We start from the raw sequence: 12,600 nt of genomic DNA on the forward strand, positions 1-12,600 counted from the left end.
AATATCAATTCTAAGGAATAGATTGAATTCAAATATTGTTTACATAAGTTTGCAAAATATAGTTCTTCGTTATGTTTTAGGAATGTTATAATGTTTTGAACTCACAACCAAGTATGATATATGCATATTAAAAATAGGAAGTGATAACTTGATGTGTTTGTTATTAAATTCAGTAATCTGTTTTACGTAGAAATAGACATCGTTTGATCGATAGAATGCAAACTTTATATCGTAGAAACGCAAACGTTTGATCGATGAAATGCAAACTTTACATCATAGAAACGCAAATGCTATATCGTTAAAATTGATGCCAAACGTGATAATTCGATTTTATTAATTAAAAATGTGGAGGATAGTGGAAGATAGTGGAGGATATCCTCCACCGCTAAAGTGTTGAATTGCAAATGGTTATCATGCTAGTGGAGGATATTCTGCGATTTCGAACAAAAAAAAGTTTTTTTTATTTCTGATAATAATATTGGGTGTGGTTCTTTAAACGAAAAGAGTCAGGTTATATAAGTGATATTAAACAATGTTAGGCATAAATAATAATTTCATCATATCATCACTAAATAGCGTAACTCTATAAAACTCACAAGTAATTGACAGAAGCAAAAATGTATGTAAATCACTCTTATATATAATAAGGTGTATTTTGTATGCTTACCCCAATTATATTTTTCCATTTCGCAAGTACATTAACGATTATGCAAAATTACGTATAAATATTATTTTAGTCTAAAGAATACGCAATTTAGCCGAACTAGTGGTTTTTAGTAAATATTAATATAAATAGAACTGTCTTTTTTATTTACAATATTAAGTTGCTGATTACTTTTAACTGATGTTAATTTTGTTATAATAGATAATTATTGTAATGGTTTTTTCTGTTAAATTTTATAGCTTAACTTATGTATAAGTCTTTATAGATTGACGATTTTGAATTTATATGTATTTTTTGTAAAAATATAAAGTTTTAACTTGCTTGATAGTTAAACAGATTATGATATGATTCAATAATTACATGGAATCTGTTTTATGTTGATCATGTGTTTGTTTTGATCTTGTTTAATTAAGTGTTTCTGCTTTATTTATACTATATTAAGGAAACTTTAATCGTAAAAATAGTTTAGAGTTTCTTGTTTAAATATTTTGTGATTTTAATATGTTTAAAATGCGGTGTATGATTATACGTCTATTACTGGTGAATATAATAATTATTTATAAGTATTGAATATATTAGCTTGCTTTTCTTTCTTATTTTAGAATATTTGTATTACTTTTGTATTTGGTATTTAAAAATATTAACTTTAGTATATGGCTAATATACTTAAGTTAAAATCTAGATTAATATTGTTTTATTTGAAGAAAATATTATGAATATTTCTAGCCTGTACTTTTATTTTATATTAAAAACTTGTTGCTTTTTGAATAGTTATTTTTAAAATTTATATGAATAAAATTAGTAAAATTATAAACGAGCGGGCTTCTCTTAAGATTCCGGTTAAACTTCGTATTAAACAATTGAATAATGGAAATCAAAGTTTGTATTTAGATACTTATATTAGGGGAAAGCGTAGTTATGAATTTTTACATCTGTATTTGGTGCCTGAAATTGATGAAAATGCTCGCGCATTAAATATGGAGGTAATTAAAAAAGCATATTGTATCCAATCTGAACGTATATTGTCAATTTATGGTTGTAATGCTAAAAATTTAATAAAATCTCCTAATATTCCTATAAAATTTATTGATTACATCCAGCAATATGCAGAAAAACGTCGTAAACAAGATCGGAACGGTAGTGAGGGGAGGTATTCTACAATACTTGCTTTAAAAAAACATGTGGAGCTCTTTGGTGCTAAAGATGTTTTGCTAGTAGATATTGATGAAAAGTTTTGTGAAGATTTCATATCCAATTTGCGTAATGCTCATGATTTGCGATCTGACAAAAACTCATCACGAAAAATTTCTAATGGTACTGTTTTTCTTAAGTTTAGTATTTTTCGTAGTATTTTAGCAGAAGCTTTACGTGATGGACTAATTGAAGAAAATCCAATTGTTCGTCTACCTTCGTCTCTTGTTGTCAAACGGCCAGATAGTACCAGGAGTTATCTTACAAAAACAGAAATACAAAAATTAATTAAAACTCCATGCCCCTATGGTATGCTGAAAGAAGAATTCTTGTTTTCTTGTTTTACGGGTTTGAGAAAGAGTGATGTACAGAGTTTAAAATGGCAACATGTTATTTGTGAAAATCATAAATGGCACATTCATAAGAAAATTCAGAAAACACAACGTTGGTTGACTATACCTCTATCTGATCAAGCTCGATCATGGTTGCCACCTCGTAACAGAGATAAAGATGCTTTTGTTTTTCAGCCAATGGCAAGTACGACATTGTCTGCTAATATAAAAAAGTGGGCTTACGCTGCAGGTATAAAAAAGAAAGAGGTCACTTTTCATGTCGCTCGTCATACTTTTGCAACATTAGAGTTAACATTAGGTGTAGATATATATACGGTGTCAAAATTGTTAGGACATACAAATGTTTCTACAACTCAAATTTATGCTAAGGTTATAGACAAGAAGAAAGAGAAAGCCGTAAGACTTATTGACAAAGCCTTCTGAGTAACAAACGAGTAACAAAATGATTTGTGATATTCGCTGTAGATCCTTTTATTTAAAGGCCAAACCCGGTAACAAATAAGTAACAAAAAGTATTATAATCGGCCTTATTTTAGTAATTTTAGGCGTTTTTTATTATTTAATTGTGTAAAATATTTTGTATTTTTATGTTTTATAATTATAGTTGATTTTTATGATAATTTTTATTTTTTAGTATGAGATATCGTGAAATAATATTTTTATTCAATAATGTCAATAAAAAGGTAAAGTAATCAAACGTGAGTTAATTATAATTTCAAGCGACAGAGGGGATTGTAATTAAGTTTAAGAAAAGAGGAGTTCAATATTAATTGAGATTTATCCATACAAGATGAACTTGTTTCATCATATAGAGTTATTTCATTTTTATCTCATTTAAAGTGTTTAATTTGCACAAAAGTTTAAATGCTCCAAAAGTCATATTCTAGTTTTGATGTTGACAGAGTTATGAGACTTTCCTTAGTTACAATTTTTTTATATAGCTCGTGTCCACAATAATCAAGGATCAATTGATTAAATTCACAAACAAGTGATAGTTTTGTGAATGAGTTTCTTGTTTTTTATCTGATTGAGAAATGATCAAAAGTATTGACAATTTATAGATGACCTATGTGGCTTCGATTCATGTTTAACTAATCATAAGAAGCATTAATGGCTATATTTCGTTTTATAGCACTCCATGTAGTATTCTAAAGATTGATGCTGCTTGATTCATGACGAAGCCTCACATACTTGCAATAACATAATAAACGAGCGCAACCCGTAGCTGTTTTTCAGGCAAAGAACAATAGTATAATCAAATGCTTATAACTGACCATTTATCTCAATATATTTAATTCTATTTCCTTTCTTGCAAAATAATATAATTTTTCAAAGATATGGGTTCTGTTTAATTACCTATTTGTTATGCTATTGTCAAATTTGATATGATCAGTCTCTGCATAGCATGAGAAATCCTATTGACCATATAACTGGGCTGTGGTGGGGTTTGAAATGTACAAGCATCATTGCAAGCAGTTGATTTTAATATGTAAAATGCTTTGCCTATTAATTTGTTTCGTATTTTATTACAATTCATCAAAAACTTGTTGCGAATTTAGTTGAATGTATATTCCGTGTTTATCGAATAAAGAAGTTCAACTAAATGATATGCAAAGATGCCTTACAAATAATCATTATTTTTTTCTCCCAATTCTGTATTTGAATAAATGATTAAAACATCACTGACTTTTTAATGAGAATTAATGATAATATATATTTTTTTCTAAGAAAGAATTATATATGCATTGTTATCAAATTTCTTTAAAAAATAGAGATGAAATATTATATACCTCCTAACACGGGAAGTATGCAGCAGTTTATGGCCACAAATGCAGGCACATATAAGTTGGAAGTTTGGGGAGCACAGGGAGGTACAGACTCTTCTGATGAGATTACAGCAGGTAAAGGAGGGTATGCACGGGGACAAATAAATTTAACCAATATGCAAATAATATATGTTTGCATCGGTGGTCAAGGAGGATCAACCGCATCAACCGGTTCTGGAGGATATATAACGGTGGTGGTTCAGGAGGATTGTATGCAGGTAGTACTACTATACGTGCTGGTGGTGGTGGTGGCGCAACACATATAGCATCACTATCAGGATTGTTAAGTACCTTGTCCAATAACAAAAATTCTGTATATATAGTAGCTGGTGGCGGTGGTGGGTACTGCCATGGTGGTGATGTCACAGACAAGCATTATGGTGGTTCAGGCGGTGGAACTAACGGAGGCAATTCTGTTGAGCCTTATAATTCAGGTAAAATATCCTATGGGGCAACACAAACTACAGGTTATTTATTTGGTAAAGGACAAAATGGTCATGATGGATTCCAAGGAGGTGGATCTGTAGAGGCTGGTGGTGGCTGTGGTGGTGGATGGTATGGAGGGACTGCTGATCAATCTACTGGTACAGATTGGTGTAATACCGGTGGGTCAGGAGGTTCTGGATATATTGGCAGTATTTTAAACGGTTATACAGCAAGTGGTATTCGTTCAGGAAATGGATATGCCACAATAATTCAGATATCATTTTGATAACAATAAGGTCATTGTAAATGCAATGATTTATTGTTTATTTTAAATTTATGGTGTTCATGAAATATACAAAAAATGAATAAAAACCCACTTCAATAGATCTATTATATAACTTTTATTAGAATGATATCTGAGTAATTTTAGCATAACCATCACCTGTTTGCACTCCAGATTGCATATATGTGTTGGTTAGCATTGAACCTAGATGGCCAGAACCGCCCCCACCTGCGCCAGAGAAAGATGTTCCACCTCCGCCATACCATCCGCCACCGCCACCAGCGCCATAGTCATTATTCCCGTCTGTTGTATAACCACATCCTCCTTGACCAAAACTGCCATTTACTAATGCACTTGTTCCACTATAAACAGAAGAAGGAGGTATTGTAGATGTTCCACCAGAGGATTGAGTACCACCTGTTCCACAAGCAGACGCAGAAAAATTACTATTTGCTTGCGAATTCCATTATTTCCAATAGTACCTCCACCGTCACCTCCTTTTCCTCCCCATTCAAGGCCACCACCACCAGCAGCAACTATAGCAACCTCACTTTGATATGATAAATAAGTTTTCAGTTCTCCACGATTAGTCATAGCTATATGTGTGGCACCTCCACCGGGAGCAGCACCTATACCACCACCGTTATAAGTTCCTGCTGATTGTCCTACATAGATGTACATAATCTGTCCTGATGTTAATTTAATATTTCCATAACTATACCCACCATATCCATCTATAGTATTTCCACCTGGCCAATTTCCTCCGCCCTGTGCCCCCAAACTTCTAACTTATATGTGCCAACTTGGGGACAGTGAAACCTTGTACATTCCCGTGTCCCTGTGTAAATATCACAACAAAAATTAGAAATAAATCAAATTTATTGTCAAATATTCTTGTAATAAGTCTTATTTTGTTTAATTATTTTCCTCCTCACACGGGAAGTGTACAGCAGTTTGTGGCACCTAAAGGTGGTACATATAAATTAGAAGTTTGGGGAGCACAAGGAAATAGTAGCTTTGGAGGAACCGGTGGTTTTGGTGGATATTCTTATGGTAATATAAATTTATCTCAATGGACAAATCTTTATATATATGTTGGACAATATAATTCCATAATAAATGATAATCCTGGTATTGGAACATATAATGGTGGCGGCATTGGTTCTGGTTCTGGAGGTGGAGCAACACATATAGCTTTAAGCAAAAGAGGAGAACTTAAAAATTATTTATCATATCAAAATGAAGTTATCATAGTTGCAGGAGGTGGTGGTGGCGGAGATGCCGCTATTGGAGGTGCAGGAGGTGGTCTTACTGGTGGAACGGGTGGTTTCGTTACAAATGTTATTTTATTAGCAGCAGGTGGAACACAGAAAGAAGGTGGTCAATATGGATATTATTATATATCAGGGACAGGAACATCTGGAAGTTTTGGACAGGGAGGAGAAGGTGGACCTGGAACTGATGGAAATCATGGCGGTGCTGGTGGTGGCGGTTGGTACGGCGGTGGTGGCATAAACTATGGTGGCGGTGGTGGTGGCGGTTCTGGTTACATCAGTATAGGTATTTCAGGAGCCACAATTGCAGGAAACCAATCATTTTCTTCACCAAGCGGTGGAACAGAGATTGGACATAGCGGTGATGGTTATGCTATAATAACTATGTTACCGTAGATAACACAATTCCTTAGAATTCAATATGAATTCTAAGGAAACTTCTAATTATAGAAAATAATTAATTTAAGGAATCCATGATACTACACAGTATCCATTTCCAGAACGCACACCATTTTCCATGGTGCCGTTAGATACGCCGCCAATATATCCGGAACCCCCTGTACCTCCACAACAACTACCGTCACCATCTCCAATAAATGCATACCCACCATAGTATCCGCCACCTCCACCGCCATTACCTTCGGCACCACATGACCCTTGTGTTTTTGGTATTGTTACATTTTGTCCTTGTCCAAATGCATATCCTTTTGCCTGAGATCCTCCTAGTATAGTAATTTTATTAATGCCTGTTGGTGTCCAACCTGCAGTGGAAGAGTCACCGCCAGTTATTCCACCACCATAACCGGCTCCTGAGTTTACTGCACATCCACCAGAACCACCAGCTACAATAATTATAGAATTTTTATTATTAACCAAAGAAGATAGTAAACCTGAGATAGTAGCTATATGAGTTGCTCCTCCACCACCACTACCACCTGCATAAGAAACACCGGTGCCTCCATTTCCACCTCCATTATAGCCTCCTGTACCTCCAGATATTCCTGAGTTTGTATTGCCAGCGCCTCCAATATATAAATATAAGACTGCACCTAAAGTTAAATCGTATGTTCCTTTTGCATACCCACCTTTTCCTTCTTCTGTACTATAGCCGGAAGTACTTTTTGCACTTAAACTTCCTGCGCCCCAAACTTCTAGTTTGTAGGACCCTAATTTTGGCGCTGTGAAATTCTGTACACTTCCCGTGTCCGTGTGTAAATATCACAACAAAAAATAGAAATAAATCAAATTTATTGTCAAATATTCTTGTAATAAGCCTTATTTTGTTTAATTATTTTCCTCCTAACACGGGAAGTGTACAGCAGTTTGTGGCACCTAAAACAGGAAGTTATAAATTGGAATGTTATGGCTCTGAAGGAAATAATGTAAAAGGCAGCTATTCTTCTGGTACAATATCATTAGTATCTGGAAAAATACTATATACATACGTAGGAGGTGCATATAGTGACGGAGCATATTTTAATTGGGATGGTTCTACAGACTTTAGGCTAAGTAATGTTCTTGTTTATACACCATCCTTGACACGGTTAGGTACAAGTAATGCAACCTATTATGGGCCATATTGGAGAAATACATCTGGAATTTATCAAATCGATATGTCTGGCTTTGGGTTTAATAATTGCGCTTTTGCGTCTTATAATAATGATCCTTATCATTCTTTTTCAATTACAAAAATGACAAAGACTACAAATCATTTAACGGCATATATTAATGTTGATATTGACACTTCTAATTCTTCTGGTATAGAATTTATTTTAGGTTGGAATGATACAAATTCTGATGCGAGCGTTACAGAAGCAATAATGTCAAAATTATCAGATCGCATAATTGTTGGTGCAGGATATGATAGTAGCAATTCAACAAGTGGTGTATCAAATGGTTATTCCCAAGAACATATTCGTTCAGGTAATGGTTATGCTATAATATCTCAGGTCTCATTTAACTAAATTGTGAAAACAAAATCCATTACTTTCTATTTTGTAATGGATTTTTCATTTTGTTTAAAACGAAATTTGAGTTATTTTTGAGTAGCCATTGCCAGTGTGCCCAATCTCCGTTCCGCCAGACGGCGATAAAAATGATTGGCTTCCAGCAATAGTGGCTCCAGTAATGCCGGTACCGATATGACCGGAACCACCAGCTGAACCACCAGCCCAAGGGATACCGCCACCACCGTACCAGCCACCACCTCCTCCTGGACCAGATTCATTTGATGTTGTTCCTGTTCCTCCTTGACCAAAGGTTCCTGACCCGCAGTCCCATAAGTGCTGTTCCAAGCACCAATTCCACCAGAATTTTGTGTTCCTCCTGATGGAGCATTTCCTGTTACACCAGCATTATCCCAAAAAACGCCAGCATTACCGTTAACTCCTCCACCAGCACCCGCATTTGTTCTTTCTCCTCCGCCACCTCCTCCTGCAACAATAATTATTTCAGATTGATAGCTACTAAAATTACTTAATTCACCTCTATTATTTGTTGATATATGGGTAGCACCACCGCCATAAGCCTGTCCGTCACCACCCCCATTATATCCTAATCCACTATCGCCACTACCACCTACAACAACATATAATAACCTGCCTCCATTTAAATATATATTTCCATAAGAATACCCTCCATTTGCACCGATACCGCTTAATGTTGATCCACCTTGCGCACCCCAAACTTCAAGTTTATATGTGCCTGCTTTTAGGAGCTATGTACTGCTGTACACTTCCCGTGTAACTATACGCACGTGCAAGGTAAATAAATGTACTGTCGCTATATGCAGTACCAGATGTGGTTGCACCACTTGCTGCGGTTAGTGATATGGCATTATTTACCCAACCATTGGCTACACCAGCCGCACTCTTGAATATCGTGGCTGTGTTAGGCTTAATGATTGCGCAGTAATTTCCGTTGTAATAAGGAATAACACCGCCGTTAAAGTTGGCGGCTGCGGTTACGTTTTTGGTACCAACATCTTGTTTCACAGTATTGGTATTGCCATCAAATGTACGAGTCATAGGTACAGTTTTCGTGCCTAACGTAATTTTTGCCAATCCCATAGCGTGTGCCATAGTGAAGTTTATACTAGAAGCATCAACTGTAGATATTAAACCTTTTGCAGTTTGGAGGTCACTAGCGTTGATGTTAGTAGATGTGCTTTGGTCGGTCTTTGGAGACCAAGCTGAAATACCAGATGCAAAGAATCCTTCAGCAGTACCAGCAGTTATTGAGGCACGTGTCTTTGCACTTCCTGAATTTGAAGTGTTAGAAACACCGGCATCCTGATATGGATAATAAACATAGTAGTCGTATTGTGGTGAATACAACACTTTAGTTGCTGAAGTCCATTTTTTATCAGTACCTGAATATGTAAGTTTAACATTTGAACTCTTTAGATTTCCGTTTTGGTCTTTTACATATAGACCGACTGCATCGCCATCAGCCCATGTTGTTTTACCAATCTGATCCCATCCTGTGGCGAAAGAGATAGTTCCAAGATTAAGAGTTGTGACAGCAGAAGAAGAAATCTTATATGTTACAGTTTTTCCAGCTACCCATGATGATCCATTAAGAGTAGTTGTTAGCGTGTAGTCAGTTTGTCCATCGTTAAAAACGATTTCGAGAGTTTGATTTTCTGCGCTGAATGTCTGAGGAATCATCATAAGAGTACGAGTACCGTTGATAATAACCTCATTTTCTGCGCCAGTTATAGCAACACCTAAGTTACCGTAACTTTTGTCAGACAATGAATAGTTTGTAAAACTCCAAGCTCCACCAAGGGTGAATTTACCTTCATTGTATATATTTCTAAAAGTGACACTCTTGATTGTACCTGGAATCATATCCTTGCCAACAACAAAGTTAATTGCTGTTAAATTATGATTAAAAACTAATGGTACAGTGTTGTTAGTTGCTGTTGACACATTCAGTTCTGTAGCTGAAGCTGTCATAAAGTCACTCATTGTTGTCGGATTGTTTCCGACAGTGTATGAAACAGATGGACTTCCAATCTGAGATTCGTCAGAAATAGCTATTTCTGGAGCACCGAAAGGATGATAAGCATAGATAGCCATCTTATATTTTGAAGTAGGCCATGCACGCTTTTCCCTCATAGTCCATATATTGTCTGACGATTTAACGGTTTCAATATTATGGAAATAGTTTGGTGCTAGGGTAGGGAGTTCACCAGCATTATTGTAATATATACCTGTCACTCCGAAAGAACTCATATTGCTTGCTGCATCAATAAGAGCACCACGTGTTTTTACAGCATGTTCCTGCGTCTGTAATGTTTCCACAAGTGGATGCAGGTATAAAGTCTTTGAGAATCCCTGTAAAGTATGTGGATTTTCAAATCCATCTGTAGACATCATAGCTGCACGTGTCTTTGAGTTATTATTGACATCGCTTGAAGTTGTAGCATTGAAACTAATTTCTTTATTAGTCAATCCAATGCTAGGAAGTGTGTCATTTATACTTTCAGAACAAGAATACAATCCACTAATCATGCTGCAGCCCATCATAGTGTAGAGAATATGTTTATTAAAGTGTTTCATAATCGTTTTGGTAAATGTTTAAGATTTCTTATTCATATCTTTGTCGCGCGTTGTTGTTTCACTTTGCCACGGTGTTACCGTAGGTGAAAGAGTGAAAGTAGTAGGGCTAATTAGTATATTGAATTGATATACATAACCACTTAATAAGTCTTTTGTTAGCTGATAATATAGAGTTGTGCCAGCAAGACCACCACTATTAAATGTTATTGACATGAAGTCAGTTCCATTATAGCTTTGTGGAGGTATGATAACTTCAGAGTATTGAGTTCCGTAGCCATCCGTAGCTTTTTCAACCTTTATCGGTGTGAACTTTACACTGGTTGCATTTCCTGTGTTGGTAAGCAAATTTGCTCTTGTACCTTGTGTTGCCAATTCTTCAGCAGTAAGTTTTTTAGGAGCAAAAGTAACCGTAGGTTTTACGTTAAGCAAGTTAACTGAGATATCAGCTAAGTCTGCATCACGTACGCCTACACCTGGCTTCAATACAATTTCAATTTTTGAAAGCATGTGATAGAATGTCACAGGAATAGTTGATGTTGAATGTGCCTGCTTTTTTAGAGTACCATACAAAAGGTCGCTTTTCACATACCCATCAGTAGTAGTCTGATCTGTATATATAGTGTGTGATACAGAAGTAGGAAATTCTGTTGTACCAGCTGTGAAATGTAGTTGATTGCCATGAATAGCAAACAAGTCAATATTCTGGTTTTGTCCAGGATAATATTTCACATCACCAGTCTTATGAGTGAAGCCGTTTGAACCGTTAGCGGTAAGTTCCCAAGCGTTAAACCATGAAGTTCCATCTTTTGTCTCATCGATGGCATTGCTAACATCTCCCCAAACATAAACTAGTTCGCCATTGTTTATGTAGTTTCCTTGTGTTACACCTCTTGTTACAGCCTCGTTTATAGAACTGGCAATATTTATTTCATATTTGCCATCAGCTATAGTTTCATTTTCACTATCATCGCTGCTGCATGCAGTAAGCAATGTGGCGAAGAGCATAGCGGCATAAAATAATGATTTTCTCATATTATTGCGTGTTATTTTATTTCTCATTTACTTTTAAGTTCTCCATTTGTCAAACCACCATCAAGCCACTCTGCAACTTTGCTTGTTAGTTCTATAGTATAGAGTGAAGTTACTGATATCGAAAGTTCCAAAGCATACCCACCTACTAGTGTTTTTTGCAGAGCGGTCGGAGCGTAACTCATTGTATGGTCACCCTCTGTGTCTGTGAAAACAATGTTTATTCTTGAGTCATCAGACAAAGTCTGTGGCAACAGTAGCAGTGGATTTGTTGCAGGAACAAGATATGTGCCACCATCAGTTCCACTACTTGCGTAGTTCAGTGTGCGAGAATATGTTAATGGTGTATTCTGATTGCTCCATCCCATAGTTGCATAATCAAAAGTACCTACACTATTTGCGTTGGTTATAGAAATACTCTTTATCGTTCCAACCTTGCTACCGTCAGCCATCTTTACGTAGATAGCAGTTTGTAAATGTTGAAATTCCAACGGAATAGTAGTTGCGAATTGACTATTTCCATATGTAACGTGAGCGCCAAGGATATCAACTTGGTTACTCTCTTCGTTGCTTACAGTATAATTAAATGTTGGAGCTTGAGTAGGAATCACGCTTGTGATTAAATTTTCAAGAGTTGCAGCAGGGTAGTAGCCATAGAAGTCAAGTTGTTGCTTTTGATTTGGCCAATAATGCTGTTTAGCGGTAATCCAGTTACCGTCAGAATTTTTAGAAACGCTTTCCTTATTTATCAGTATACTCCATACGTCATCAGTTTTTACCATAGAAATAATGTTAAACTGATCGGTATCACCCCAAGTCGTCTTAATAGAAGCGCGTGATATAGGCGCAATGTTTTTATTTACAGTGAATTCTATTTGTTTATTACTCGCATTCTCTGTATATTCATTCTCGTTGGCGCATGATGTGTTCATCAAAGCTGCGACAGCGATTAGAGTTTGAATATAATATCTTATTTTCATATCTTCTAT

Annotated in this window: 11 protein-coding genes and 2 pseudogenes; 5 read left to right on the plus strand and 8 right to left on the minus strand. The window is 35.8% G+C overall.

The genetic code is table 11. The features are described from left to right. The first annotated feature begins 1,452 nt into the window (after nt 1–1,452). The 3 genes from HEQ28_RS00045 (at nt 1,453) to HEQ28_RS00055 (ending at nt 4,746) form a co-directional block, all read left to right on the plus strand. The gene (locus HEQ28_RS00045) at nt 1,453–2,631 is read left to right on the plus strand and encodes a tyrosine-type recombinase/integrase (RefSeq protein ID WP_434503167.1); all 1,179 of its coding nucleotides are present in this window, start codon (nt 1,453–1,455) and stop codon (nt 2,629–2,631) included. Nucleotides 2,632–3,982: 1,351 nt separating this feature from the next. Further along, a complete protein-coding gene (locus HEQ28_RS00050) occupies nt 3,983–4,300 on the plus strand; it encodes a glycine rich domain-containing protein (RefSeq protein ID WP_434503168.1) in 318 nt (105 codons plus the stop codon). Further along, entirely contained in the window at nt 4,243–4,746 is a 504-nt protein-coding gene (locus HEQ28_RS00055) for a glycine-rich protein (RefSeq protein ID WP_434503169.1), read from the plus strand. The genes HEQ28_RS00050 and HEQ28_RS00055 overlap by 58 nt, the downstream gene beginning before the upstream one ends. A gap of 118 nt (nt 4,747–4,864) precedes the next feature. Here HEQ28_RS00055 and HEQ28_RS00060 read toward each other — a convergent pair whose 3' ends face one another. Both HEQ28_RS00060 and HEQ28_RS00065 read right to left on the minus strand, forming a co-directional pair. After that, nucleotides 4,865–5,128, minus strand: a complete 264-nt coding sequence (locus HEQ28_RS00060) for a hypothetical protein (RefSeq protein ID WP_434504400.1) — start codon at nt 5,126–5,128, stop codon at nt 4,865–4,867. After that, entirely contained in the window at nt 5,089–5,523 is a 435-nt protein-coding gene (locus tag HEQ28_RS00065; protein ID WP_434503170.1) for a glycine-rich protein, read from the minus strand. Before HEQ28_RS00065 ends, HEQ28_RS00060 begins: the two co-directional genes overlap by 40 nt. 131 nt (nt 5,524–5,654) lie before the next feature. Between HEQ28_RS00065 and HEQ28_RS00070 the strand changes: the two genes are divergently transcribed. Beyond that, a complete protein-coding gene (locus HEQ28_RS00070; protein WP_434503171.1) occupies nt 5,655–6,413 on the plus strand; it encodes a glycine-rich protein in 759 nt (252 codons plus the stop codon). A gap of 66 nt (nt 6,414–6,479) precedes the next feature. On the opposite strand, the pseudogene HEQ28_RS00075 reads toward HEQ28_RS00070, so the two are convergent. Continuing rightward, a pseudogene (locus HEQ28_RS00075) lies at nt 6,480–7,175 on the minus strand (glycine-rich protein); the annotation flags it as partial. 122 nt (nt 7,176–7,297) lie between these two features. Between HEQ28_RS00075 and HEQ28_RS00080 the strand changes: the two are divergent. Then, nucleotides 7,298–7,981, plus strand: coding sequence for a glycine-rich protein (locus tag HEQ28_RS00080; protein WP_434503172.1), 684 nt, complete (start codon nt 7,298–7,300; stop codon nt 7,979–7,981). A 54-nt stretch (nt 7,982–8,035) separates the two neighbouring features. Here the strand turns inward: HEQ28_RS00080 and HEQ28_RS00085 are convergent, their stop codons facing one another. The 5 genes and pseudogenes from HEQ28_RS00085 to HEQ28_RS00105 form a co-directional block, all read right to left on the minus strand. Continuing rightward, a complete protein-coding gene (locus tag HEQ28_RS00085) occupies nt 8,036–8,311 on the minus strand; it encodes a glycine-rich protein (RefSeq protein ID WP_434503173.1) in 276 nt (91 codons plus the stop codon). A 26-nt stretch (nt 8,312–8,337) separates the two neighbouring features. Then, a pseudogene (locus HEQ28_RS00090) lies at nt 8,338–8,670 on the minus strand (glycine-rich protein); the annotation flags it as partial. 40 nt (nt 8,671–8,710) lie between these two features. Further along, nucleotides 8,711–10,582 (minus strand): fimbrillin family protein, encoded by a 1,872-nt coding sequence (locus HEQ28_RS00095; RefSeq protein WP_434503174.1) that lies wholly within the window; start codon nt 10,580–10,582, stop codon nt 8,711–8,713. An 18-nt stretch (nt 10,583–10,600) separates the two neighbouring features. Continuing rightward, nucleotides 10,601–11,614: a fimbrillin family protein gene (locus HEQ28_RS00100; protein ID WP_434503175.1), complete on the minus strand. Its 1,014-nt coding sequence runs from the start codon at nt 11,612–11,614 to the stop codon at nt 10,601–10,603. Nucleotides 11,615–11,637: 23 nt separating this feature from the next. Next, nucleotides 11,638–12,591 (minus strand): fimbrillin family protein, encoded by a 954-nt coding sequence (locus HEQ28_RS00105; RefSeq protein ID WP_434503176.1) that lies wholly within the window; start codon nt 12,589–12,591, stop codon nt 11,638–11,640. Between the last annotated feature and the right edge of the window lie 9 nt (nt 12,592–12,600).

This window comes from Prevotella sp., from assembly GCF_051059605.1.
Classification (GTDB): Bacteria; Bacteroidota; Bacteroidia; order Bacteroidales; family Bacteroidaceae; genus Prevotella.